The sequence below is a fragment of the Rhizobium sp. CC1099 genome (genome assembly GCF_029714385.1).
Lineage (GTDB): Bacteria > Pseudomonadota > Alphaproteobacteria > Rhizobiales > Rhizobiaceae > Rhizobium.
This window is the reverse complement of the sequence record NZ_CP121641.1, coordinates 1,545,774-1,570,463: the sequence shown is the minus strand read 5'-3', so window position 1 is coordinate 1,570,463 and position 24,690 is coordinate 1,545,774. Positions and strand designations below refer to the sequence as shown.

Annotated in this window: 29 protein-coding genes and 1 tRNA gene; 3 read left to right on the top strand and 27 right to left on the bottom strand. The window is 59.0% G+C overall.

Annotation, left to right across the window (positions count from 1 at the left end; all coding sequences use genetic code 11):
* The 16 genes from QA644_RS08100 to QA644_RS08025 all read right to left on the bottom strand — a co-directional run bounded on the left by QA644_RS08100 (position 1) and on the right by QA644_RS08025 (position 12,661).
* A complete protein-coding gene (locus QA644_RS08100; protein WP_283071862.1) occupies positions 1-3,171 on the bottom strand; it encodes a phage tail length tape measure family protein in 3,171 nt (1,056 codons plus the stop codon).
* 48 nt (positions 3,172-3,219) lie between these two features.
* Complete coding sequence (locus QA644_RS08095; RefSeq protein WP_283071861.1) at positions 3,220-3,408, bottom strand: phage tail assembly chaperone; 189 nt, start codon at positions 3,406-3,408, stop codon at positions 3,220-3,222.
* 29 nt (positions 3,409-3,437) lie between these two features.
* A complete protein-coding gene (locus QA644_RS08090) occupies positions 3,438-3,788 on the bottom strand; it encodes a hypothetical protein (RefSeq protein WP_283071859.1) in 351 nt (116 codons plus the stop codon).
* A 23-nt stretch (positions 3,789-3,811) separates the two neighbouring features.
* Positions 3,812-4,243 carry a phage tail tube protein gene (locus tag QA644_RS08085; RefSeq protein ID WP_283071857.1) on the bottom strand — a complete coding sequence of 144 codons (432 nt, stop codon included), beginning with the start codon at positions 4,241-4,243 and terminating at the stop codon, positions 3,812-3,814.
* Between the two features lie 60 nt (positions 4,244-4,303).
* Positions 4,304-4,723, bottom strand: a complete 420-nt coding sequence (locus QA644_RS08080; RefSeq protein ID WP_283071855.1) for a DUF3168 domain-containing protein — start codon at positions 4,721-4,723, stop codon at positions 4,304-4,306.
* A 15-nt stretch (positions 4,724-4,738) separates the two neighbouring features.
* Positions 4,739-5,215, bottom strand: a complete 477-nt coding sequence (locus QA644_RS08075; RefSeq protein ID WP_283071854.1) for an HK97-gp10 family putative phage morphogenesis protein — start codon at positions 5,213-5,215, stop codon at positions 4,739-4,741.
* A 28-nt stretch (positions 5,216-5,243) separates the two neighbouring features.
* A complete protein-coding gene (locus QA644_RS08070) occupies positions 5,244-5,597 on the bottom strand; it encodes a head-tail adaptor protein (protein ID WP_283071853.1) in 354 nt (117 codons plus the stop codon).
* A 186-nt stretch (positions 5,598-5,783) separates the two neighbouring features.
* Positions 5,784-6,194: a hypothetical protein gene (locus QA644_RS08065; protein WP_283071852.1), complete on the bottom strand. Its 411-nt coding sequence runs from the start codon at positions 6,192-6,194 to the stop codon at positions 5,784-5,786.
* 19 nt (positions 6,195-6,213) lie between these two features.
* Positions 6,214-6,735: a head-tail connector protein gene (locus tag QA644_RS08060; protein ID WP_283071851.1), complete on the bottom strand. Its 522-nt coding sequence runs from the start codon at positions 6,733-6,735 to the stop codon at positions 6,214-6,216.
* The gene (locus tag QA644_RS08055) at positions 6,719-6,952 is read right to left on the bottom strand and encodes a hypothetical protein (protein WP_283071850.1); all 234 of its coding nucleotides are present in this window, start codon (positions 6,950-6,952) and stop codon (positions 6,719-6,721) included. The genes QA644_RS08060 and QA644_RS08055 overlap by 17 nt, the downstream gene beginning before the upstream one ends.
* 44 nt (positions 6,953-6,996) lie before the next feature.
* Positions 6,997-8,277, bottom strand: a complete 1,281-nt coding sequence (locus QA644_RS08050; protein ID WP_283071849.1) for a phage major capsid protein — start codon at positions 8,275-8,277, stop codon at positions 6,997-6,999.
* Between the two features lie 96 nt (positions 8,278-8,373).
* Positions 8,374-8,985 carry an HK97 family phage prohead protease gene (locus tag QA644_RS08045; protein WP_283071848.1) on the bottom strand — a complete coding sequence of 204 codons (612 nt, stop codon included), beginning with the start codon at positions 8,983-8,985 and terminating at the stop codon, positions 8,374-8,376.
* Positions 8,982-10,238, bottom strand: coding sequence for a phage portal protein (locus QA644_RS08040; protein ID WP_283071846.1), 1,257 nt, complete (start codon positions 10,236-10,238; stop codon positions 8,982-8,984). Before QA644_RS08040 ends, QA644_RS08045 begins: the two co-directional genes overlap by 4 nt.
* On the bottom strand, positions 10,238-11,800 hold the full coding sequence (locus QA644_RS08035; RefSeq protein ID WP_283071844.1) for a terminase TerL endonuclease subunit: 1,563 nt from the start codon (positions 11,798-11,800) through the stop codon (positions 10,238-10,240). The genes QA644_RS08040 and QA644_RS08035 overlap by 1 nt, the downstream gene beginning before the upstream one ends.
* Positions 11,787-12,215: a hypothetical protein gene (locus QA644_RS08030; RefSeq protein WP_283071843.1), complete on the bottom strand. Its 429-nt coding sequence runs from the start codon at positions 12,213-12,215 to the stop codon at positions 11,787-11,789. The genes QA644_RS08035 and QA644_RS08030 overlap by 14 nt, the downstream gene beginning before the upstream one ends.
* A 113-nt stretch (positions 12,216-12,328) precedes the next feature.
* Complete coding sequence (locus QA644_RS08025; protein WP_283071842.1) at positions 12,329-12,661, bottom strand: HNH endonuclease; 333 nt, start codon at positions 12,659-12,661, stop codon at positions 12,329-12,331.
* Between the two features lie 32 nt (positions 12,662-12,693).
* On the opposite strand from QA644_RS08025, the gene QA644_RS08020 reads away from it, so the two are divergent.
* The gene (locus QA644_RS08020; protein WP_283071840.1) at positions 12,694-12,876 is read left to right on the top strand and encodes a DUF3606 domain-containing protein; all 183 of its coding nucleotides are present in this window, start codon (positions 12,694-12,696) and stop codon (positions 12,874-12,876) included.
* A 606-nt stretch (positions 12,877-13,482) separates the two neighbouring features.
* Here QA644_RS08020 and QA644_RS08015 read toward each other — a convergent pair.
* From QA644_RS08015 to QA644_RS07990, 6 genes are all read right to left on the bottom strand, one after another.
* Positions 13,483-14,415 (bottom strand): hypothetical protein, encoded by a 933-nt coding sequence (locus QA644_RS08015; protein WP_283071838.1) that lies wholly within the window; start codon positions 14,413-14,415, stop codon positions 13,483-13,485.
* A complete protein-coding gene (locus QA644_RS08010; RefSeq protein WP_283071836.1) occupies positions 14,412-14,591 on the bottom strand; it encodes a hypothetical protein in 180 nt (59 codons plus the stop codon). Before QA644_RS08010 ends, QA644_RS08015 begins: the two co-directional genes overlap by 4 nt.
* Before the next feature lie 205 nt (positions 14,592-14,796).
* Complete coding sequence (locus QA644_RS08005) at positions 14,797-16,302, bottom strand: AAA family ATPase (protein WP_283071835.1); 1,506 nt, start codon at positions 16,300-16,302, stop codon at positions 14,797-14,799.
* A complete protein-coding gene (locus QA644_RS08000; protein ID WP_283071833.1) occupies positions 16,299-17,036 on the bottom strand; it encodes a hypothetical protein in 738 nt (245 codons plus the stop codon). Before QA644_RS08000 ends, QA644_RS08005 begins: the two co-directional genes overlap by 4 nt.
* Before the next feature lie 96 nt (positions 17,037-17,132).
* Positions 17,133-17,354 carry a helix-turn-helix domain-containing protein gene (locus QA644_RS07995; protein WP_283071832.1) on the bottom strand — a complete coding sequence of 74 codons (222 nt, stop codon included), beginning with the start codon at positions 17,352-17,354 and terminating at the stop codon, positions 17,133-17,135.
* A gap of 211 nt (positions 17,355-17,565) precedes the next feature.
* Positions 17,566-17,641: transfer RNA gene (locus tag QA644_RS07990), tRNA-Lys, on the bottom strand.
* Positions 17,642-17,835: 194 nt separating this feature from the next.
* Here QA644_RS07990 and QA644_RS07985 point away from each other — a divergent pair.
* Complete coding sequence (locus QA644_RS07985; protein WP_283071830.1) at positions 17,836-18,585, top strand: cytochrome c biogenesis protein CcdA; 750 nt, start codon at positions 17,836-17,838, stop codon at positions 18,583-18,585.
* Positions 18,586-18,644: 59 nt separating this feature from the next.
* Here QA644_RS07985 and QA644_RS07980 read toward each other — a convergent pair whose 3' ends face one another.
* The 5 genes from QA644_RS07980 to cysG are packed head-to-tail and all read right to left on the bottom strand — an operon-like array spanning position 18,645 to position 23,848.
* Positions 18,645-19,856 (bottom strand): UbiH/UbiF family hydroxylase, encoded by a 1,212-nt coding sequence (locus QA644_RS07980; protein WP_283071828.1) that lies wholly within the window; start codon positions 19,854-19,856, stop codon positions 18,645-18,647.
* 36 nt (positions 19,857-19,892) lie between these two features.
* The gene (locus QA644_RS07975) at positions 19,893-20,405 is read right to left on the bottom strand and encodes a DUF934 domain-containing protein (RefSeq protein ID WP_283071826.1); all 513 of its coding nucleotides are present in this window, start codon (positions 20,403-20,405) and stop codon (positions 19,893-19,895) included.
* A gap of 10 nt (positions 20,406-20,415) precedes the next feature.
* Complete coding sequence (locus QA644_RS07970) at positions 20,416-22,086, bottom strand: nitrite/sulfite reductase (RefSeq protein ID WP_194729660.1); 1,671 nt, start codon at positions 22,084-22,086, stop codon at positions 20,416-20,418.
* 8 nt (positions 22,087-22,094) lie between these two features.
* Positions 22,095-22,409 (bottom strand): DUF2849 domain-containing protein, encoded by a 315-nt coding sequence (locus QA644_RS07965; RefSeq protein ID WP_194729659.1) that lies wholly within the window; start codon positions 22,407-22,409, stop codon positions 22,095-22,097.
* 2 nt (positions 22,410-22,411) lie between these two features.
* The gene (cysG, locus tag QA644_RS07960) at positions 22,412-23,848 is read right to left on the bottom strand and encodes a siroheme synthase CysG (RefSeq protein WP_283071825.1); all 1,437 of its coding nucleotides are present in this window, start codon (positions 23,846-23,848) and stop codon (positions 22,412-22,414) included.
* Between the two features lie 249 nt (positions 23,849-24,097).
* On the opposite strand from cysG, the gene QA644_RS07955 reads away from it, so the two are divergent.
* Positions 24,098-24,685, top strand: a complete 588-nt coding sequence (locus QA644_RS07955; protein WP_283071823.1) for a nucleoside deaminase — start codon at positions 24,098-24,100, stop codon at positions 24,683-24,685.
* The last annotated feature ends 5 nt before the right edge of the window (positions 24,686-24,690 follow it).

Here is a 24,690-nt window from a genome sequence, read left to right as displayed (position 1 = left end):
TCAGCCCTTTTGAGATGTGAAGCGCGTTTGCATCGTCCCGAAGCCACCGCGGCGCTGGTTCTCGTTGTACTGGCCGAGACCTTCGTCTACGCCCTGCTTGACGATCGTTCGGACATGATCGTCGCCGTTGGCTCCATCAATGCGGACAACAAGAACGCCAGGATTGGCGTTATCGTTTGAAGCAGAACGCCCGCGCGGCGAAAGCGGGGGCGCGGTAGGGGCGCCAATCGATCTAGAATTTACTAGACCGCCCGTTGCAAAACGAGCGACTCGACCAGTGTTGATGGCCTCGAGCAACTGCCTATGCTTGCGCGTAGCGCGGGAGTTTATGACGAACTCACCATTCGAAAGCATCGCCGGGACACTGTCGTCAGTTGGCCCACCGGGACCGCTGACGTGACCGCCGTCGGCGAACAATCCGATACCGCCGCTCGCAGCCAACTGGCCCGATCCGCTAAATATCGTGCCGGACAGGAATGAAAGCCAGCCGCCCGCGCCGCCCTGTGCGCCACCTAGCTGCGAGCCAAGTTGCCCAAGACCTGAACCAAATGTACCGAGCCCCTGCGTCGCCGATCCAGCAGAATCCGCCACCTTGCCTAGTGCATTGGCTGCCTCTGTTGCTCGCCGTACTTGCACCTGCGTGGCATCAACCCATGACGTATTTACGCCATTGCTGAGATTGCCAGACAGCATCTGCAACTGGTCAACGCCGCCAGCAGAACGCATGGCGCCAGTAGCGAACCCGACATGACCGCCAGCCTGGTTAGCTCCAAGGCCACGGCTCTCAACGAGAACGTCGCCGCGCAGCACCTTGCTAGGATCAATCTTAGAGCCCCAATCCAAAAACGAATTGGCGGTTAACGATCCGGAACCTTCTACACCGACCTGCGCCAACGATGAATTGACGAAGGCCGCGCACCAAGCGGTCTGCGCCGCATCAATATCAACGCCGCCCTGCTTAAGGAAAGTGTTGATACTGCCGCGGCTTGTGCTCTCCGTGGAGCCGAGTAGTGAGAACGCCTTGTCAACCGCGCCGCTAGCGCCGCCAGAAGAGCCGCCGGAGGGCCGCCCACCTAGCGCACTCGCAATTGCGCCGCCTATGGCACCAAGACCACCGCCACCGCTCGTCGCCTGCCCGCTCCCGCCGCCAAGAATGGCGTTGGTAAGTTGATCGAAGACTTTATCCCAAAGCTTTGACGCTTGGTTCAAAAGCGCATTCTGAATGGCTTCGCCGAAAGCCTTGCCTATGTCGCCGCCGTTGTTCAGGAGCGCGCTTTTGAAGTCGCCAAAGAACGATCGAAGCTCCTCGCGCGCGCCTTCAATGCGAATGGATTGCCGTACCTGGCTGGCTTGTTCGCTGTTCAGGTCTTCCGGAAGGCCGTATTGACGCAGCGTTGTGGTAATCTGCTGATCTTCCTTGGATAGCGAGTTAAATCGCATATCCATAAGCAGATCTTGAGAAAGCTTGGCTTTCGCGAGCGTCTCGGAATACTGCTTGTAAAGTTCGACCTTCTTCTCAATTTCCTTGCGCTGCTGTTCGCTTAGCGATCTACCCTTATCTTCAGACTGCTGAAACAGGTCTAGCGCAAATCGCGCAGCGTCAGCCTCAGTGCCATACTTGCCGAGTAGGCCGATCTCCTGGCGAATCTGCCCGATGCGGTCGTCTGCGGCCTTTTGCAAATCGCGATAGGCGTTCGCGGCCCTGGTAGTGGCGGTTTCGGTCTTCTTGTCGACCTCTTCGCCAAGTTGGATTGGCTTAGCCGTTGGTGTCGGAACAGGAACCGGACGCCCACGACCTGTGTCGATGGTGGGATTACGGTTGTCTTCCTGCCGCTTCAGGTAACGATCGATCTCATTCGGATCGGTAAGCAGCGTCCCGCTGTCGGAGTAGACAGGCCCAAGAGTGCCGAGTGTCGGAAGGCGGCTCTTGCTGAAATTCTCGTTGAATATCGGGCTGTTTTTAAGCTTTTCAGACGCATCTCGAACGCCGTCTATCGACGCCGCCCATGTGTCGAAGACCTTGGCAAATTCCGATATGACCGGAATGCCAATATCCTTCGCAAGCGATGCGAGCTCCTCATGTACTGCCCTCGCCTGCTCGGCGTTGGCTGTGCCGTCCGCGATGCCGTTGGTCAATTCATTGAACGACCGCTGCAAGGTGGAGATTGATTCTGTCTCGGCGCCAGCCGCCTGCAACTGCGTAACGACGTCGGCAAAAGCAATTTTTGTATCGCCAGCAGTCTTGCGCAGTTCTTCCCATTGCGCGTTGGCAGCAGCGGCGGCAGCGTCTTTCTGCTCCTTCGCATCGAGCAACTTCTGCCGTTCATCGGCGTATCGCTTAAGCTCCGGAAGAACGTCACCCCATTTTTGAGCCACGCTCTGGATGAGCTCGGCTTCTTTCTTGAGGGCTTCTTCGGATTCAGCGCCGCCATTTGCGACCGACTGAAAATACTGAATCGCGGCTGCACCACCAGCGACAAGCGCGATCGTGACCAGCGAGACAGGACTGATAAGCGAACCGAACGCTGCGGCTAGACCAGCAACAACACCCTTGCCAGTTCCAAGCGTAGAAATCACCGACGAAAGCTGCGTGCCCTGCTGAAGGGCAATCTGCAGCGGATTCATCCCCATTGCTGAGGTTACGGCGATGTCTTGAAACTGCGCCGCGATGTTGGCGGTCTGGAAAGCGCCTACGCCCGCTCCAGCGCGCTGGGCAGGAGTAGCCGCAAGAGCAGCGTTGCGGCCCTTGATGGCCGCCGTTGACGCCAGAGCAGCCTGTCGCTCCTTGCTAATGGCGGATGCCATCTCAGTAGCGGAAATTGCACCGATCGCGTGAGCGCGCTTGATGTCGGCGACCGCCATCTTGTACTGATTGATGGTCGCAAACAGCGGCGAGTATTTGGCGCGAAGGCGCTCAAGTTCCTTGCCCTGATCGGCAAGCGCGCCGGTCCACTCCTTCGCCGCCGCCTTGCCAATGCCCATCGTGGCATTGATCCGCTGTTGCAGCGTTGATGAAACGGAATTGTCGATCGACTTACCGACCGCGGAAAACTGCTTTTGGACGCTGCCGGCCAACCCCGACAGATCGCGCTCGATGCGCTGGATGCTGCGGCGAAGCGTGGCCTGGTCAGTCGAGATACTGATAATCAGGTCATCGGTAGTGTCAGCCATGCGCGGCGCATCCCTAAAAAAGAAGAACCCGCGCGTGGCGGGCTCTTGTCAACCATATCGCGCCAGAAGCGCATCAATTTCGTTGGGTTTTGGTGCTGACGTCTCGGCCTCGGCGCCCTGCGCTTCGTTGTGACCGTTGATGGCCTCAAAGAACTCGGTCAGCGTGGCAGACCAGAATTCAGCTGGCCGCCAGCCAAGGCCACCAAGGCCGATCCGCATCCATTGGCGGAACGGCATTTCTTCTTCTGGCTGATAGCCGTCTTTGCCTACGCCGCCTCGTCGGCGGCCTCCACGTTTCCCTCATCACCGTCAAAGTGATGGGCCAAGATTGCAGAGAATGCGGCGGCACAAGCCGAAAAGTGCTTGAGCTTGATCTTGGTGATGGCCTCAAGCGCATTGCCCTTGACCGTCAGGAGCTCGATGCCGGCCAGCGTAGCGGCCGCCTCAACACCAGACAGACGCATGAACAGGTCGTTCAGAGACTTGCACTGCAGGCGCGTGGAAACGGCAGACAGGCGACCCATCTCGGCGGCAAGGACGAGCTCAACGTCGTCGATGAGGAGGCGCGCTTCGCCGCGCGCCTCTACGACCGGGTATTTGTAGACAGGCTCTGCCATGGTTTTCTCCTCTTTAGCCATGATTATGCTTCAGGCGTGAATTCGAGAACGTCAGCAGCAACGAACGTCGCGCTGAATTCCATGTTCGGCTCTACATCGCCAGAGAAGGAGAAGTCGGTAACCATCCACGAGCCCTCATACGTGCCGTCGCCAGGCACGATTACCTGCGCGTTGAACGCAGACGCACCGCGGACGTAGCCCATGAAAGTGTCCATCGCCGTGCTAGACACGAAAGCGCCAGAGCCGGAGAAGGTGCGATTGGAAATGCCGGGACGGCTGGTCTTCTGAACCGGGCCTCCGGGGTTCGTGCACGACGGGATCGTGGTATCGATCTCGTTTGCCGACATGTTGAAGCTGCGGGTTTTCAGCCCGCACATGTTGTTGAAAACTTCCGGGTCTGCGCCGTCGCCGATTTTGATCAGCAAAAGTCTGCCGAGCTGTTGGCCGTCTGCCATTGTGGTCTCCTAATATGTGGTGTGGTGGTTAGCGCGGTTGCGCGTTTACTGCCGCCCGCGCTACGCAGTCGGCTTTTCGGTGTTAGCCACGAAATCGATGACAGCGTGGCTGGTCAGCCCGTCAGCATCGCGGAACGTCCGCGTCTGCCGGTGCATTAGAGAAATCAGTCTGTTCGTCGCCAGAGTGAGTGGTGCCAAGTGCAGCGACTCGGCAACCGCGTCCGCAATCTTCTTGACGGCCGGGTATCCAGTCAGGCGCGACCACGCATGCAGTGTCAGATAAACCTGACCGCCGCTAATGCACGTCGCGTCGTCACGTAGGGTCTGCGCCTCACCTAACGTCACGTAGGACTCTTTCGGAGTGGCCCAGCAGGTGTCGGGTGGCTGGTCGTAGACGCCGTTTATGAGCACCATGAGCGGTGCATCAGCCTTCAGGCGCGCGACAATCGCGCCCTGCAATTCAAGTTCTGCACTGGCCATTGACACCTGCCGTGGTTACTTCTTGCCCATGGCCTCGCGGACGGCCTTATTGACGGCGGCGCGTATCTTTCGGCCGGCCTTCTTTTTCATAGCGCGCCATGTCGTGAACACATGCGGACGAGCCGCCGTGCCTGGATGAAGATTGACCGGGCCACTGTAACTTTTGTTGCCGCCGCCAGGCGCTGTGTTGTGAGGCGCAGTTCCGAACTCCAGAAAGTGCCAAAACCACGGAGCATAAATGCCCGCCGCAGTCGGGTCTTTCGTCTGCGTAATGCCCACTTGCTTCTTGTTCGGATTGTTGGCGATAGGCTCGGCCTTTATGTTGGCCGCATACTCGCCAGTATTCTTTGGCGCCGCGTCTGCAATGCGCTTGGCGGCCTCCTTGGCGATCTCAAGCTTCACCGTTGCGGCGTATTTCTCGACGTTCGGAGCAAGCTTTTCAAGGCGCCGCATAAGAGCATCGCGGCCCCTCAGTTCAGCATTTATTGCCATGCCGCCTCACTCTACGCTGCTGCCCACGTTACGTCGCAACGCCATTGTCGACGAGAAGATCAAGCCAGGCGTTCTTCTGGTCTGGATTTGTGACCGTGCGAATGTTCAGCACCCTCGCCGCATTGCGCGCATCTACAGCCCGCCAGTCAGGCGTCACAGCGCGCGACGCCTCGCAACTGCGTATCCGGACGATGAATGGCTGAACGCCCGTCAGGCGCGATGCCATAACCGTCTCGGTGCCGCGTAACGGGATTAGCTCTGCAGCGGTGGTGAAAACGGTTTCCCACACCGTCTTGTCGTTGCCGTATTCATCCGGCTCAACGATGCGGTGTTGAAAATGCAGTCTTTCTCTCGCCCGTCCGGCGCTAGGTCTCTCCGCCATCGCGCACCACCCTTTTAGGTTTTGCCGTTCGCTCTGCCTTGCCGGCTGCTATCGCCTCGGAGCCACATGCGCGCGTCACCAGATAGCGACCATCCTTGAATGGGCCGCCGTCTGGCTTAAACACGAGGCTTGTTCCTGGCGTGGCTGCCCAGCAGTAACGCGCCAGAAACCGCACCCAAGAAGGCATTAGATCGCGACGCCAGCCGACACGATGTCAACGGCAAGAACGGTCGTCGACTTCGCAATGCCGAGCAGGCAGGTGTAGTCGCCGCTTGCCAGATCGGCCACAGGGCAAATGCCGCCGGCCGTTCCAGACAGGTAATAGGCAACGCCCTTCGTCAGCACGGCATTCATCGTCAGATCGCCAGACTTGTGAATAGCAACCGGCTGATTGAGTGCTGCGCCGTTAAGCGCAATGCCCTTGGCAACTCGAGCCTCGGCGGTCGCCGAATCCGTGTCGGCCAGCATCCACTTGTTGGTGGTCGAAGACTTGTAAACCGGCTGGCCAGCAGTAATTGCCTCGCCTGCCGTGCCGTGGTCGATTGTTGCGTTGCTTCCGGGCGTTACCGCGGAGGCGGTTATGACTAGATCTGCCATCTAAAATTCCTTTGCCGGCCTACGCGCCGCGCCTGTAATTACAAAGAAGAGCGTCGAGCGCTGTCCAATCCTCTATCTTCGCGTTCTCGCGCACCTCGTAGGCGTCGGCGATGAACAGAAGAATTGCATGCTTCACGGCCGCGGGTGCCGCTTCGTAACCGGCATCAGCCGTCACTGCGATGCGCGATCCTGGTCGAATAGGCGGCCACTGCTGGCCGTATTTCGTGACGATCGACGCCTCTAAGCCGTCAGCGCGCGTCTCGTAAACCGTCGTCGCAAGCGTCTGCTCAACGCCGTCGGTGTCGATGTATTTGATGGAAGTGACCGCCTGCACAGGCGCAACCGGCAGGCGCACCATATCGCACCAGCCGTCGCACTTCATTTCAACGGTCTGGCTGGCGAAGCGGACGTTGCAGTATTTCTCGGCATGATCGCGCGCCGAAGCGATCATCAGATCGATATCGGCGTCGTCGTCACTGAAATCTACGCGCAGACGACGCTTCGCGTCTGCGGCAGTGACAGGCTCACTTGTCGCCGCCACCGTTATTTTCGTGGGATACCACATCGGTCTTGCCCTTCTTGCCGCGACGTTCGAAGACGGGCAGCGCTACAGCGCGCTCAATCTTTTCCTCGGCAACCGGCACCGCATAACCAGCGTCGATCAGCCGAATTGCTTCCTTCTCTGGAAACTCCCGCTCATCGCCAGGCGCGAGCGAATACTCGTTGCCGGCGAGGCCGACCAACATTCTGATATTCATGTTCTCTCCTTGGAAGGAGGCGGGCTGAAGCCCGCCATCCAAGATTACGAAGCAGCCGTGATCAGGTGCTTGATTGCGGCCTGATCGCCGAGCTCGCCGTCGAACCGGATCAAACCAGCAATTCCCAAATCCGGCCAGAAGCGCTCACGCAGGACGCCGATGACGGGCGAGCCGACCTTACGGACGAAGTACTTGGAGAAGTCGCCGAACAGCATGACCTTCTTGGCAGCAGCCAGAGTGTCCATGTCGTCGTTGATCTCGTAGCGATAGCCGAGCAGAGTGCCAGGCTCGCCCTTCTGGATGTCGCCCATCGACCACAGATAGTTGCCTTCGCCATCCTTCAGCTTGCGGATAGCAGCAAGCGTGAGGTCGGCGAACATGAACCGAGCCTTCGGCGAACGGCGGTAAGCCGCGTTGACCGAATGCAGGAGGTCGATGATTTCGTCGCCGGTAATGGCAGCAACCGCGGTAGCGGTCTTGCCGAGCGAGGAAGCCGTAACAACGCCGTTCGGGTCGCCAGTGCCGTCGCCGATCGTGAGTTCTCGGTTGGCAATGCGGCCAAGGCGTTCGCCGAGCAGGCTGCCAAGGAGCGTCTCGATGTTGAAGATGGAATCCTGAGCAAGTTCCATAGAGAACTTGACGAACTCAGTGTCGTAGACGTAGGCCGACAACTCCTTGTTGCCGAAGACTGCATCCTGCGAACCGTCGTCGGCGAGCGCGGCGCCTTCGGTGTGCTTTGCACCGGTCTTAGATGTGTCATCGACCGTGGGAATGTTGATGATGTTACCGCCAGAGGTCGTTAGAACCGTGGCGATGTCTTCGTTGTACATCGGACCCCAATCCTTCATCGAGCGAATGATGAAGTTGGCAAGTTCGACGGGAACGGTATAACCGCCGGCGGATGCCGTGCCGGTCGTCTGGGTACGGAATTCCTTGGCGGACTGAACGCCGGCCTTCAGAACTGCGCGCTCTTCGCCGGAGAGCTCTGCAATATCGGCACCGCTAGCGATGAACTTGTAAAAGACGTCGCGATACTCGCTCTTGTCGCCATCGTCCTGGCCACGGGCCTCGCAGTCACCAGCGATCGGCCGCTTGCGGGCGCGCTCTTCAGCGGCTCGGTCTTCGAACCGCTTTTCGATTTCGGAAAGCTTCTGCTCACGCTCGATCTGCTTCTCGACCTTGTCGAAGTCGGCCATAATGGCGTCGTGACGGGCGTCGAGTTCCGCGGAGCGGGCTTCGTCGGTGTTTGCAGTGATTTCGTTCAGGGCTTCGCGCGCCTGCGTCACAAGACGGCCGCGCTTTTCCTGCAGTTCCTTAAGGGACATGCTGGTCTCCAATAAAAAAGGGCTGCCAGAGGCGAGCCGTTGTGGTTTGTGGTGAGATGGCAGGAAGCCCTGCCCTCCGGCGCGTCGCCGGGTGGACTACGAGACTTCCTGCCGGATGCCCCGAATCTTCTGTTCCATTGCTGCGCGCTTATCGGCTACACGCCGCGCCGCGGCGGCGGCGTTCCGGCTTGCGGATCCGCCCTCAGCCCTCGCCGCCTCAAGCGAGCGAAGGCCGATCGTTGTGTCTTCGTATGCCGGCCACGCAACTGCGGAGACTTCGTGAAGCTCAAGCTTTTCGATGGTACGGACAGGCACATCGCCGGTCTCATCCCAAGTCTCTTTGGTCACGCGGAAGCCAAAGCTCATGCCGCTGATGTCGCCACGCTCGACGAGCACCCAAAGATCGTTGCCGTCCGTGGTGTCTGGCACGTCAATCTCGACGCGCAGACCGGTGCCATCCTCGGCGAGACGGAGCGTACCACTCTTTGTCCGGCCAATAACGCGGCCAGGGTCATGGTCAACCAGCGCCCGAATATCGCCGCCAATAGCGGAAGCGAAAGCACCAGGCGCGATCTTTTCTTGAAAGTACCCGCCAATGCTGGCCAGGCGGTCGAACTTCGCCGCGTAGCCAACCAATGTGCGCTTGTCGCTAGCAGCACGATGCTCAACCCCGTCGGCACAACTGCGCTTTTCAATATTGGTCGTCATGCGGCGTCAGCCTCATCGTCTGGTTTGTTGTCATTGGTCGGTGACGTCGCTGGTGACGTGCCAAGCGGCACTGTCGCGCCTTGGATGTAGAGCTTGTCTGCCGGGCCACCCTCCGTGGGGAGGTTTTCCATGGCGCGGATCTCGTCTGGCTTGCGGATGCCGTTCTGAATGGCAATTCCGTAGCCTTCCATGCGGGTTTTGAAGTCGCCTCGCAAGATTCCATCGAGCACATGTTCAATGTATCGACCACCACCGCGACCGAAGAATTTGAGGTTCATTTCGTCCTCAAGCGCCTTGGCCCACTGGCCGATAAGGTGCTTGACTAGATGCAGATCCTGCTGCTCGGCATTGCTGAACGTGGCGCGTGTCAAATCCTGAAGAAATACAGGCGGAAGCTGCCAGCACCGAGCGATTTCCTCGACTTGGAATCGCCTCGCCTCGATCATCTGGCCCTTGGCGGGGTCAATGCCGACTGGCGACAGTTTGTAACCAGCCGGAATCGGAAAAATCGGCTCATCGGCGTTCTTCGCTGCGTCGACAGATCTCTTGATGTCGGCCTGCGCACGCTTCATCGCTTCCGCGCCAGCGGGCAGCGGACCCTCGAGGGCAAGCGGCGGGACGCCGCCACCGGCAAAGAAATTCGAGCCGTAGTCATTCATGGCGAGGGCAAGCTGGATTGCCTTCGATGCCTTGGCGATCGGGCCATAGTGCCGAAGACCGCATGGCTTTAGCATGAACGGAACATCGATGACGTCGGCCGCGTCGTATGTCTTGCCTTCGTACTCGTATGTGACCTTGAACCCAACACGCTTAATGTTGGTCTTTGTCGGGTCCATTGGCCACAGTGAATCAATTCCTTGCGGCGTGCGCTCGATGTAAGCAAGGCCTCTGCCGCCGGTAAAAACCTGCTGCCAGAACCATTGCCAGAACTTGAAGGCGCCCACAGTATCGTTCGGAGCCGAGTTCACGACCGTCTCGAGCCTGCCGCCGATGCGCTCGCCGCTGCCTTTGCGGGTGCGGTAAGCGTGCCTCGGCAGCGCAGCAAGGGTGCGCGACATGAATGCCACCGCAGCCATGACGGCCGGCACATTCAGGGCATTGTCGATCGTGACGTGAGGCAGGTTTGCGCTCTGCACCCCGAAGAACGCCAGAAAGTTATCGGCACTTACCGGAACTCCAGCATTTTCAGGGCTTGCGCGCGTTTCCAGCGCCTTCTCCGCGTTTTGGCGGGAAAACCAGTCTTTGATAGCCATTATCCCGCCATAAGTTGGAAGTTTGGATCGTCCCAAGGGCTAGTCGCTGCAACCTCGGGCACATATTCTTCGGCAACCGAAAGAGCCATAACAAGCGACACCATGCCGTCTATACGGCCACGGCTTCCTGCCTTGGTGAGCTTACGGTTGCCCGCGTCGTCCTTTTTGACCACCGCATTACCGGCGCACATTGTGAGAACGGGATGGTCGCCGTGCCGGATCTTGTTGTTAAGAAGCAGCGATTCAGTAGTGCGCAACGCCGGCGACATCGAAACGAAGCCTTGGCCGAACTCGACGAATTTTGCTGCAATCTCTTCCTCAGTGAAGCCCGCCTTTAGAAGCCATGGCCGCAGGTGTCTGAAATTGTACCGGTCGAACGCCATCCTCTGTAAGTTCATCTCGTCGCAGATATCGCGAATGTGCCGCGCGATGTGCTCATATTCTATGCTCTTGGAACCTTCGATAGCCTCAATGAAGCCATCCGCAGCCCAAACATCGTAGCCGACGCGGTCCATTCGTGACTTTGCTGCCAAGCCTTCACCAGGCAGCCAGAAGTGCGGACGAACATCCCATAGCGTTCCACCCTCGGCCTCGTCAGGGGCGACAAGTACAAGGCTGGTGAGGTCGTTGCATTCGCTGAGATCGAGACCGCCAAATACTGGCCGCTGCGCAAAATCCCGATTGGGCCGCGCTGCGTTTTCCATCCATATTTTGCGAGAAACAAACGGGTTGCTCGTCTCGACGCGCCTATTGAGAACCAAGTTCTCGAACTCCGCTGCACGAGCGGGCATGTTCCTGGCGTCTTCCATCATGCCCAAAACCTCTTCTTTGTTCATGAAGAGGTCGAACGCAGGATTGGCCTCCCTCACCGCCTCCACGGTGAACGGGTCGAGATCGACGGGGGCAGTCTGGAAACGCAGAACGGTTCGCGGGTCACGGCCCTTCTTGGCATCGTCAATGAGCACCGACAGCAGGTCAGCATCAGTCGGCGCTTGAGTGCTGATGATGATGGAAAGCGGTTCGCCCTGCGCCGCTGTCGCTGTCTCAAGCGCATCGTAAAGCGACGACCGCGGACCCTTCACCTGGCCGAGCTCGTCGTGAATGGTGAGGACCGGTGACAAGCCATAGGCTGTCGCGGCATCCGCCGAGAGAGCCTTGTAAATCGTGCCTAGCTCGCGACATACGATTTTCTTGCCACTGTCCTTCGGTTCGGCATACGCAGAAAGGACGGGAGACATCCGGATCATCTTCGCGGCAAGCTCGAACAAGATTGCGGCCTGGTCGCGAGATTGCGCTGCGCTGAACAGCTGGCTGTTTGGCTTCGCCTCCGGGCCACACAGGTGCAGCAGGAGGATCATTGCCGATTCCGTGGTCTTAGCGTTCTTTCGACCGCGGGAAATGATGGCTCGGCGTGTACCGTTCGGATTGTCATAGATGGCCCGGAGGTCATCCTTCATGAATTCGGCAAGCTTAATCGGCTGGCCAACGAAACGACCTTCGGGGATTCTGATGTGCTTCTCAAGCCAGCGGATATTCCGATCAGCGCGGCTAAGTGTCTGCACCGTCATCTTCCCATGGCGCGATGATCTGACCCGGCTTCTTCGCCGATTCAGCACGAACCGTTGCTTGCTGTGTGATCCGCATTCGCGTGGCCAGCGATGATATCGCCCTACCCTCGCGCTCTTGCATCTTGAGGAGCTTGTCGTATCCCTCGACGTCGAAAGCTTCGGCCTTCTCCGCTTTCTGGATCAGCAGTGCGATGCGCCGAGCCACAACCACGTGGCGGCAATATTGGGTGAGCATGGCGTGCGTTTCACGGGGGAACCAATCCGCCGGCATGCGATCGACGACCGCGCGCCATTCTATGCCCTGTTCAACAGTGAGCTCTCTTGGCGGCTGCGGCCGGTTGATCACCTCAATTTTGGAAGCGATCACGATCTCCGTGCTAGCCGCCGACTTACGTCCGCGTGCCGCCATAACATTTCCTCTTATAAAACTTTTTTTCTACAGGTTTAGCGCAAGTTGCCCCCGACGCCGGTACCCACCCTGATGGCGAGAGACCGGTGACCACCCCTACCATGCGATTGATATCATTTACCTTTTCTCCACTCCGGCCAACCGTTCGCGTCGATCCGCGTGTCGATCGCTCCTCGCTCCATCCTCTGCTTGGTGCCATCATGATGGGGCTTGCAGAGTGACTGGATGTTGGTGAGATCAAGGAACAGGGCGATGTCACCGTGATGTGACTTGATGTGGTCCACGACTTCAGCAGCCGTGACTTCCTCGGTCTCGATACAAAAGCGGCAGAGCGGTTCGATGCTCAGTTGATAGTGGCGCAGCTTCCTCCAGGCGGCAGTCTTATAAAGCCGCCTGTACTGCTTGGCCTCCGCTGAGCGCCGATCGGGAACCTTGGATTCCACCATACGTTCACACCTGCAGTGGAAGGAGGCCAGCCATGGCAGACGACAAGAGCAAGCGTGGCGCCGCAGATCAAAACAGGGTAGCAGTAGGCGGACGTTATGAGGTCACCTACTTCGCCAAGAAGCACGGAATTTCCAGCGAGGACGCGCGACGCATCGTTAAGCAACATGGCTCAGATCGCGACGCCGCCGACAAGGCAGCCGGTCGACTGAAGTAGATAGCAAAAGCGGCCACCTCAACCCGAAGGGAGGTGACCGCACGATCGCCCGTCGCCAGAGGAGGAGATGGCGCCAGGAGATGTCAAATCTACCAATAGATAAAAAAAGAACTTCGGGCACAAGATGTTGACGCTCGCGCCAGAATCATGCATTCTATCTTAGAACTCAGATGCGGATCGAAAGACGCATTCCTTAACGGAACAAGCGGACCGACAACCGAGATGAGAGAACGAGGCGCGCGCACCTCGTATTCATTGAACGTAGCTCTGCTACGCATATCGGAAGACGCAATAGCGTCAGTTTCAAAGAACGGATCCGTTCAGGTCTAATCCGCCTGAGTACTTAGGCATGTACGAGGAATCGAACATGCGATTCATTTACATTCGCGGCAAGGGCTTCAAACTTGAGCTCGAACCGCAACTCATTGCAGCAATGATCATGCTGATCCAGCTGCTTACGTAACAAGCGAGGCCGGCGCGAATGCCGGCCTTTTGGCTTCGGGACGGTCCCGGCGATCTACGCGAGTTTGAACGTCCGCGGATCGACAGCGCCCCAAAAGGAAAGGCCGCCAATGCGCGGCCTTGAAACTCTTTCATAAAGATACGTTACAGTGCTCCACATTTCGGCATACGGGTCGAAACTTTTTCATTGTCGTTCGCCGACAATATCTTCGCCGCTTCCACAAGCGCAGCCTTTCCAGCCCGATCCGCATATTCCTCGCCGTATCCCAGGCGGATGCCGATTGATTTGAGCGTTCCTCGCCCGGCCACTTCCTCGATCACGGCTGCCGCTTCGCCCTGCTTAACCTCTGGAGCTTCCCACGCTTGGGCGCCGCTAGACGTATTGCCCTTTAGACTTGATATGCCACCCAGAAATCCCGCGCCTTTCGCTACCGCGGTTTCGCATCGCGTTGCCGGGATGGGCAGCCTCTCGAATGGGACAGCGCCATCAATGCCCAGGCTGCGTAGGACCTGTCGACCTTCCTCGACACCGGTAAGAGGATCAAGCATGGGCGGCAGGGCTGGTCGGTCAGACAGGTTCCTTGGCAGAGGCGTGGCTTCGAAAGGTGATGGCGTCGTTGCCTTAGTAGCCAGATAGCGCTCAGGGCTACGCTGCGCGGTTTTCGCAGCGTTCGCCGGCGAAACGCGATCAACTGGCCGTAGTATGTGCCCCTTTTTCGTCACTCCCCATTTGACCAGTCGACCGCGAAGGAACTTGAGCGGGCCAAGAGAAATACGTTCGCCGGTTTTCTCGTCTCGTTCGGTCTTTAGGCTCGCACCTTCCGCTGCTTTCATGAGCTCGCCGATCGTGGGGCGAATTTCCTGTCGGCTGTCTGCAATCTCAGCCGACCACTCGCTCTCGGGTTTCGGCAGGGCGGCTGCTAACGCTGGCGCCAAAGCTGGATAATTGTCGAACAGCCAGCGGAGCGCCGGAAGCGTGCCGCGATAGCGTGGCTGCCGCACCTTACGCGGGCTATTGTCGTTGACTGCCATCGGGCGTTCCGCCGTCAGGGCATCCGCGAATGATTTGAATTTCACTTTGTCACCTCTTTGTACGTCAGTTCGCGGCCGTGCCACATGACTGTCTTGGGTCTGTTATCGTTTGCGGCCACGAGCGACCCGGCATCGGTCACATGCGGGCGCATCGCTGCGGCGTCGTTGAGTGCTTCGAACGCTGCTCGCTGGCCGCGAGGCAGGACTTTGTCTTTGGTCATGCTGGGTGCTGCGCCACGGCCTGGAAACGGCCCGCCCAGATTTTGTATGCGCGTTCTGATCATTTCCATCTCCATTTTTCGGGGAATTCCCCCCACCACCTGAATGCTGTTTTTCCGACACTCACACCCTCCACCCCACTCTAAAGGTGTGGTGGGGGTGGTGAGGGAGGGTGTTTTCTCCCCACCTTCCCCACCCGTTCCCACCTCAAAATTCGGGAGTGGGGAAGACTGGAACCAGGCAAGGACGTGGGGTTCCTTTGTGATCTTCGCGGATCTCAATGGTGAAGTGCCCATCCCTTGTCCACGCATCTAACATGCGCTTTACACGGCGCTTCTCGGCAGCATCGCCAACGTTGATCCCCAGTGCCTGAGCAACCTGGTAGCCCGCCCACTGCGGTGATTGGATGCTCTCTCGGCAGTCGAGACCACCGATCTTTCGCTTGATGGCTTCGAGGTCCTCTTCCGAAACATCTGCCGTCAACTCAGATGCTGATGGCCAACGCCATGCCTCAACGACGCCGACTTCGTCGCCCGTCTTAACAAGGCCCTTGCCGTTCCCTAGCGGGACCGATACAAACCGCCGCCATTGCGATGAGCCAGTGCTTGCAACCTTGTTCACTTTGCCGAAATCAACGCGAAAATATCCTCGCTCCTCCTTCAGGCCAGCCTTCTCGGCCTCCTCTCGTGTCATGCCATTAATGACGCGTACGGAACGGGCTGCGTCCTTTAGCGCGCCGCCTCCTCGTGCGGAATCCGCCGTTATCTCAGCGTTACCTTTTGTGGCATGGTGGATCAGTTCAATCGAGCAATTGGCTTCATCAGCAATCCGGCGCCACTGCTTCGCAACGCGCTGTATCATCGTGTTGTCGTTCTCGGGAACCTCGTGTGTCGACACAAACGGGTCAACGATGACGACGTCGATTTCGTTGTCACGGATCGCGGCGAGCATGTCTTCGACCATTGGCTCGCACACCTTGAAGTCCCTGTTCTCTTGCCTGACTATTACGAATTCCTGGTCGCGGCCTGAATCCGTGAAAAGGCGGTCACCGATTTGCTCTTCTGTTATGCTAAAATGCTTCGCGGCGGCGGCGAAGCCGCGTTCGATCTCGTCAGCTGGATCCTCGAGATTTAAGTACCACACCTTCAATTTTTTCCTCAGGCCGCCGAGATCAAGCAGCGGTCTGCCGGTGACCATGCATAGGCTCTCAGTAATGGCATGCGCCGTTTTTCCAACGCCTCCTGGCGCTACCGTCACCGTCACGTACCGGCGCTGATAGTGTCTTCCAAACAGCCACTCACGCATCGGTATCGTTGATGTCGACCGAAGTTTGAATACGGTAGCGTGCAACCGCTTTCGGGGGCTGTCGTCAACGGGAAAAGTGCCCCTTGCGCCGTAAAGCAGCATCTGGCCACCGCCATCAATGCTTACCTGTCCTGACTTTCCGTCAATCGTCGCCCCGAACAGAGTCCACGAGCGACCGGACATGCGGATGTCACCACCGTGGTCGCGCTGGATGGCCTGCAATCGTGCGAGATGTTGCGGATCGCCTTGCGGCACGTCACGCTTGTTATCGTTGGCGGCCGGCGTGGAGAAGCGACGCGCCGCAACAGGCTCGTGCGGCGTCTGCTCAGCGAGTTCGAGGGAGAGGCGCTGAACCTCTACCTCGACTAGCTCCTTTCCGTCTCGCCAGATTGCGGCGAGAGACGTCATGCGACCACCAAATTAAACCGGCCAGCGTGTTTTTTGTTGAGAGTATCGGAAATTACACGCCGCTCTGCTTGGGCTTTGAAATATGCTTCGATGTTGTCGCGGGTGTCGTCGATTTCGAAGCGCTCAAGCGCAGCTTCATCGGCTTCGAATGCCCAATCCCAAACTTCCAGTGCCCAAGCGATATCGTTGCAGAGTATCTTATCAACTGACTGCAAGCGCTTGAGTGGCGTCCGGCGCTGTTCATCAATGTAGACGCATCCTTCGGCCCCAGCTTCCAGCCAATCCGAGACGCAGCTATGAAGCCGGACCTCATCGCCATCGATATTATCCCCGCCAAGCCAGATGGCCTTCTGCCGCACCGTGCAGAATTCAAAATCCTCAATGAATAGTATGCCGAAATCGATGGTTTGGCCGTGGTCGATGATCGGGAAAACGATCGCGTTCGCTATGCCCTCGTCGTCGAATTCGAAGACAGTCCGGCCGCAGGGATTTTCAATGTGCTGCAGATCAAAGTCACGAGAGGCGGCGACCCGCACTAACTTGGGCTGAAACGGCAATTTGTCCGGATCAATATCGTTCTCAAGCAACCAGGCACGACCTTCATCAATGCCCCCGACTGCATCGAATCTGGCTTTCGAATCCTCGATTGGCTCTCGCGTCTTTTCCTCGACAGCTTCCCAGTGGAGGAAGTGGCTGTCTTCCCAAAGTTCTGAGATGCTTGAAACTTCTGACATAGGTCTCCTCTCGCCGGCGATGCCGGTCGGCAAAAAGTTGATGATGTGGATGTTGATGTATTGTCGGGATCGGCTGTGCCGATGTCCATGGCGACGCTAAGCTGCTCTCGCCGCACGGCTGTTGTCATTGGCGCCATTCCAAGTCTCGGTGCGAGCGCGCTCCGCCTTCCAGGCGTCTAGGTCCTCAGTGTCGTAAACTACGGCTCGGCCAAGCTTATAGTAGCGTGGACCGCCGCCGAAATGGCGCAGCTTGTCGAGAGTCGACTTGGAAAGCCCGATGTAGTGTGCTGCTTCCTTAACTCGTATATTTCGTTTCATGAGCACCTCCGTCGTTTCACGTTGATGCCCGGAATATGCTGTAAAGTTACACTCTGAGGTACTTTGGTTAAATCGGAGTGCAGCGATTCTCGCCGCCAAATGGTGCTAAGGCGCCCTGCCGTGCGGATACTAACAGCTAGACCGTGGCGACTCGGTGGCGACTGGAAAGGTTCCACAAAAAGAAGTTGATTCACTAAGTTGTTGATTTGTTTGGTGAGAGCGATGGGGCTCGAACCCATGACCTACTGATTAAAAGTCAGTTGCTCTACCAGCTGAGCTACGCTCTCCCTTGACGCCTTGAACTCAAAAACAGCCCCCGGCCGGAAGTGCGCGGAACATATGCAGGCGACCTATTGCGGTCAACCGAAAAATCTCCCTTTTTCGCCGCGTTAGGCATATTTCTTGCCGGGGCTCGAAAAGGTGATTGGCATTCGGTGGGTTGCGGCGCTAAACATCCGCCAGATTCAGACGGAGAGAATGCGTGTCGATTGCCGATATTTCCCTGTTGAGCGCCCTGCTTGCGGGTGCCCTCTCCTTTCTCTCCCCCTGCGTGCTTCCCCTCGTTCCGCCCTATCTCTGCTACATGGCGGGCATATCCGTCGAGCAGTTCCGGGGCGGCAATGCTGTCGCGGTTGCGCCCGACGTCCGGCGCGGGGTGCTGTTTTCGGCGCTGTTCTTCACGCTCGGGTTCGCCACGGTCTTCGTCGCGCTCGGCGCCGGCGCTTCCAGCATCGGAATGCTGCTGCGCCAGCATCTGGATCTTCTGGCAAAGATCGGCGGGCTCATCATCATCCTCATGGGGCTAAACTTCCTCGGCGTCTTCCGAATCGGGCTTTTCGCGCGCGAGGCCCGTTTCCAGAGCGGCGGAAAGCCGGCGACGCTGACCGGCGCCTATATCATGGGACTTGCCTTCGCCTTCGGCTGGACGCCCTGCATCGGGCCGGTGCTCGGCGCCATTTTGGGGGTTGCAGCATCGCGCGAGACCGTCGGTGCCGGCGCGGGGCTTCTCGCCGTCTATTCGCTCGGCCTCGCTATTCCCTTCTGGATCGCCGCCGGCTTTTCCGGTGCCTTCATGAATTTTCTGGCGCGCTTCCGCCGCCATCTCGGCACGATCGAAAAGATCATGGGAGGCTTCCTCGTGCTCACGGGGCTCGCCTTCATCTTCGGTTTCGTCAGCGATACTGCCATCTGGTTCCAGCAGACCTTTCCGATCTTGATGCGGATTGGCTAAAGGCAGCACATCATAGCCTGCATTGCAAAGAGTAAGCCGCCGTTCCGATTGCGATCAGATCAGCCTTTCTTCCGGCTGAATTTTTCCCGCAAGGCAGTCGGAATATCCCGCAATCCCCGACCCGGCTCGATGCCTTCGCGCATGACGACGCTGCGTAGCGGTGGAAACGCCGACAGGATGTGGAGGCCCGCGGCGCGCAGCATCTGCACCGGCAGGAAACCCGAGAGAAGCGAGCGGTTCAGCAAATCGACGCTGACCGTTCGCGTCATGATGTCGGCGCGGCGCCTGCGGTCAAACCGATCGCCCGAATCGGCTGGTATCGGCAGTTCGGCCCGGTCGCAGAGAATATCCGTCAACGCCATGATATCGCGCAGGCTGAGATTGAGGCCTTGTGCTCCGATCGGCGGGAAGACGTGCGCGGCTTCTCCGATCAGCGCCATCCGGCCCTTGCCGAAGCGGTGCGCAATCATGCCCGAAAGCGGCCAAATCTGGACGCCTTCCTCGACGCTCACCTTGCCGAGCAGCGACTGCATCCGCTCTTCGACGACATTGCTCAATTCGGCAAGCGACAATTCGAGGCCGGCGGCGGCATCCGACGGATTCTGTACCCAGACGAGGCTAGAGCGATTGCCGCACAAGGGCACCTGGGTAAAGGGGCCGCATTCGGTGTGAAATTCCGTCGAGGTGTTTTCGTGCGGCAGCGAATGGCTGAAATTCAGCACCATGGCCGACTGCGGATAGGACCAGTTGCGCGCGCCAATGCCGGCTTTTTCCCTAAGCTTCGATTTGCGACCGTCGGCGCCGGCAGCAAAATCTGCAGACAGCATCTCGCCGCCCGCCAGCATAATGGAAACGGCATTCTCGCCGATATCAATGCTGTCAGCAAAAGCAGTGAAGCGCGTGATATTGCCTTCGATGGCGACCGCCGCCTCGAGCACGTCGGTCAAAGCCTTGTTCGGGAAGTTGTAGCCGAAGGCGTCGAGCCCGACTTCGACGGAGCGGAACGTCGTGGTTGGTGCACGCAGCAGGCGACGTGTGCCGTCGATGATGCGCATGCTTTTCAGCGGCGCGGTCTCGGACTTCAGCTTTTCCCAGAGCGCCAGGCGATCAAGGAAGCGGATCGACTGATCCATAAGCGCCGTCGTGCGCCGGTCCTCGGTCGCGGCGGGAGGGGCAATCAGCGCCACGCTGCGGCCGCCGCGGGCGAGCGCGATCGCGGCCACCATGCCGGCAAGACCGCCACCGATCACCGCCACTTCGAAATGTTTCATTGCATCGCTTCCGTCATCAAAGACGGCGAGCCGGCATTATGCCGCCGGCTTCGCCTGACGGCGCCAACTATAGCCCTTGCCGACCTCCGCGTCACGCACAGCCGGCTGATAATGATGGGGAATTCCGGGCAGCCGGTTTTCGGAAAGGCGCTTGAGCGCCGTTTCATTGGTCACGGCGAAGCTGTCGATCCCGACGCGCAGCATCAACGGGATCTGGTCGATTAGCACATCGCCTACCGCCCGCAATTCGTTGGCATAACCCAGTCGCTCGCGCAGCAGCGAAGCATGGCTGAAGGCACGGCCGTCGCTGAATGCCGGAAAAGCAACGGCGACGATATCGAGGCGATCGAGGTAAGGCTCGAGCTTGCGGACGTCGTCGGCGGGCTTGATGAGCACACCAAGCCCGACATCGTTGCTCTCTCCGGCCATGGCGATCAGCTCGTCGAGGCCGAGCAGAGGATTCTGATCTTCGGTCGCTTTCACCTCATCGCTCTCGATCACCCAGGGATCGTTGGCGACAAAACCGGTTTCTCTCCAAATCTTCGTCATCATCCCCTCCTTATGCCGCTTCCGCGGCCGCGCCATAGAGCGCGTCCTTGAAAGGCTGCGGTCCGACGCGGCGATAGGCTGCAAGGAAGGTTTCAGACGGGTCCCGGCGGATGCCGAGATAGGTATCGACGATCGTCTCGATTGCGTCCGTCACCTTGTCCGGTTCGAAGCCGCGGCCGATGATCTCGCCGATCGAGGTGTGTTCGTCGCCGGAACCGCCAAGCGTGATCTGATAGAGTTCGGCACCCTTCTTCTCGACGCCGAGCAGGCCAATATGGCCGACATGGTGATGCCCGCAGGCGTTGATGCAGCCTGAAATCTTGATCTTCAGTTCGCCGATCTCCGCCTGACGCGCCGGATCGCCAAATCGCTTGGAAATCTCCTGCGCAACCGGAATGGAGCGCGCATTGGCGAGCGCGCAATAGTCCAGCCCCGGACAGGCAATAATATCCGTGATGAGGCCGGCATTGGCAGTTTCGAGATCGGCCGCGACCAGGCCGCGATAGACGGCTTCCAGATCGCCCAGCGCCACATGCGGCAGGATGAGGTTCTGTTCGTGGCTCACGCGAATTTCGTCGAAGGCATATTCCTCGGCGATGTCGGCAACAGCATCCATCTGCGCGTCAGAGGCATCACCCGGGATGCCCCCGATCGGCTTCAGCGAGATCGTTACCATGCCGTAATCGGGGTTCTTGTGGGGCGCTACGTTCTGCTGCACCCAGCGGGCAAATGCCGGATCGGCCCTCTTCCAGCGGGCAAGGTTCTCCCAGCCTTCGGCGCGTTCCGGCAGCACGGGCGGCGCGAAATAGGCGGCGATCGCCTGGACGTCCTTCTCCGGCAGCTTGAGCTCGGTATCCTTGAGCTGCACGAACTCAACCTCGACCTGGCGCGCCAGTTCTTCGGCACCGGTCTCGTGCACGAGGATCTTGATGCGCGCCTTGTACTTGTTGTCGCGGCGGCCATGCAGATTGTAAACGCGCATGATCGCGGTCGTGTAGGACAGCAGGTCCTCTTCCGGTAGGAAGTCGCGGATCAGCTTGGCGACCATTGGCGTGCGGCCCTGGCCGCCGCCGACGTAAACGGCAAAGCCGATCTCGCCCTTGTCGTTCTTCTTCAGATGCAGGCCGATATCGTGGACCTGGATCGCAGCGCGGTCGCGCTCGGCGCCGGTGACGGCGATCTTGAACTTGCGCGGCAGGAAGGAGAATTCCGGATGCACGGACGACCACTGGCGCAGGATTTCCGCATAGGGACGCGGATCGGCGACTTCGTCCGCCGCGGCACCGGCGAAATGATCCGCCGTGACGTTGCGAATGCAGTTGCCGGAGGTCTGCATGGCATGCATCTCGACCGTCGCAAGTTCGGCAAGCACGTCCGGCATGTCGGAGAGCTTCGGCCAGTTGAACTGCAGGTTCTGGCGGGTCGTGAAGTGACCGTAGCCGCGGTCGTAGGTGCGGGCGATATGAGCGAGCATGCGCATCTGGCGCGAGGAGAGCGTGCCGTAGGGGATGGCGATGCGCAGCATATAGGCATGGAGCTGCAAATAGACGCCGTTCATCAGGCGCAGCGGCTTGAACGCATCCTCGGCAAGCTCACCGGACAGACGGCGCTGGACCTGGTCGCGAAACTGCTCGACGCGCTCGGCGACAAAGGCGTGGTCAAATTCGTCGTAACGGTACATCAGCTTCCTCAGACTGCGATGAATTCGGGATCGGCCGGCTTGTAGCCCGGCGCATATTCCATGGTCGGGCCCTGGGCGCGGATGCGCTCGCGGAGGCGGAGCGGCCATAGAACTCCGTTGGTTTCCTGAACTTCGATGACGGCAACGTCAACGACCTTGTTGTCGGCATAGGATTTCTTGCCGATCTCTTCCAAAGCCGTCACGGCCTCGGCATGGCGGGCGATGAGCGCATCCTGCAGCGAGGTTACCCATTCGCCGCCGGCGTTAAGCCAGACCGCCACGCCGTCCGTCAGCCTGTTGGCGGTCAGAACCTTGTCGACCATGTTCAGCTCCTTGCAAATTCCGGCGCGGTCGCCTCATGGCGCACCAGTGGCTCGGACAGTTCGAAATTGGCGCCTGCGACGGCATCGCCGATAATGACCATGACCGGTCCGGTCAACTCGTCACGATGCTGCAAGTCGGGAAGATCGCGCAGAATGCCGTGCAGTAGGCGACGGTCCGCACGGCTGGCATTCTCGACGACGGCAACGATCGTCTCGGCGGGAAGCCCAGCGCTCATCAGCCGCTCGGAGACCGAAGCTGCGACAGTACGTCCCATATAGACGGCGATCGTCGCGCCGGACACGGCAAGGCTTGCCCAATCGGGCAGCACGTCGCCGGTCAGATCATGCCCGGTCGTGAAGACCAGCGACGAGGCAACGCCGCGTAGCGTCAGCGGCAGCTCGAAATCGGCCGCGGCGGCGAAAGCGGAAGTGATGCCCGGAACGACCTCGTAGCCGATGCCCGCGGCACGCAGCGCCGCCATCTCTTCCCCTGCCCGGCCATAGACCAGCGGATCGCCGGATTTCAGGCGCACGACGCGCTTGCCCTGGCGTCCAAGCTGGACAAGCAGATCGTTGATCTCTTCCTGCGATTTCGAATGGCAACCCTTGCGCTTGCCGACCGAAAGGCGCTCGGCATCGCGGCGGCCCATATCGACGATCGCCTGCGGCACCAGCGCATCGAAAACGATGACGTCGGCTTCCATCATCACGCGCTGGGCGCGCAACGTCAGCAGATCTTCGGCTCCAGGACCGGCACCGACGAGCCAGACGCGACCGTCAACCTTTTCCGCCGAGCGCAGGAGGCCGTTTGCGGCACGCCGCGCTTCGGGAAGATTGCCGTTTGCAACGGCGTCCGCCACGCGACCAGAGAAGAAACGGCGCCAGAAGACCCTTCTGGCGACGCCGCGTGGAACGAGATGTTCGACGGTCCTGCGGTAGCTCGTCGCAAGATCGGCCAGGCGGCCGAGCGACGGGGAAAGCAACTGATCGACCTGCGCACGGATCATCTGCGCGAGCACCGGGCCGGCACCTTCCGTGCCGATCGCAACGGCGACCGGCGCGCGATTGACGAGAGCGGGCGTGAAGAAATCGCAATAGTCCGGCTGGTCGACTGCATTGGCCGGAACTCTGACCGCCCGGGCAGCTTCCACGACCGCGCGATCTTCGGCAGCATTACCGGTTGCAGCAAAAACAAGCGTCGCACCGTCCACCTGCTCGGGCGAGAAAGCGCCACGGACCGTTTCGATTCGATTGGAAATCAGGAACGAATGATAATCAGCCTCGGGATGGTCCGCATAAGCAACAATGCGGGCGCGCGTGTTCAGCAGCAGGCGCACCTTGGCGAAGGCCTCGTCTCCATTGCCGAAAACGGCTGCGATCCGCCCTTCCACACGGAAGAATGCGGGAAACACCGATAGCTGTTCGTTGCTGGAAGGCATTATCATTCCACTTCGAAGTTTTCCGACTATGCCTTTTACGGTCAACGGATTGAAGAAACAGAAATTCGAAAGCCCCGCTGAGCGCGTATTCTTTTGCTCGCCATCTCAAGGATTTGAGAAAAGTCGCCCGGTCGTTTGAAAATGCTGCTGCAGCGCATCATAAGTTGGTGACAAATGCGCAGATTCGGCGGGATCATGCATTCCGCTTCCCGGCGGCAACCGGTAAACTGCACGAAACAGGAGAACACCATGCGGGAAAAGACGATTGCTCCCCGTCTTCTCGAAGTCATCGAGAAGCATATCCTGCCGATCACCGAGCTCGGCGTTTCCGAGGGCAGCAAGGTCTTCGGCGCGGCAATCCTGCGTAAGTCCGACCTGGCGCTGGTCGTCGCCGAAACGAACAACGAACTGGAAAATCCGCTATGGCATGGCGAAGTCCACACATTGAAGCGCTTTTACGAACTCTCCGATAAGCCCTCGACCAAGGATCTCATCTTTCTCTCGACGCACGAGCCCTGCAGCATGTGCATGTCGGCGATCACCTGGGCGGGTTTCGATAATTTCTATTATTTCTTCAGCCATGAGGATTCGCGCGACAGCTTTGCCATCCCGCATGATCTGAAGATTCTGAAGGAGGTCTTCGGCCTCGAACCGGGCGGATACCGCCGTCACAACGCATTCTGGAACAGCTTTGCGATCGCCGATCTCATCGAAACCGAGGACGAACCGCTGAAAACCGGTCTGAAAGCGCAGGCCGCCAGCATCAAGGCCCGCTACGATGCGCTGTCCGACATCTATCAGGCGTCCAAAGACGCCAATGCCATCCCCTTGAACTGAGATAT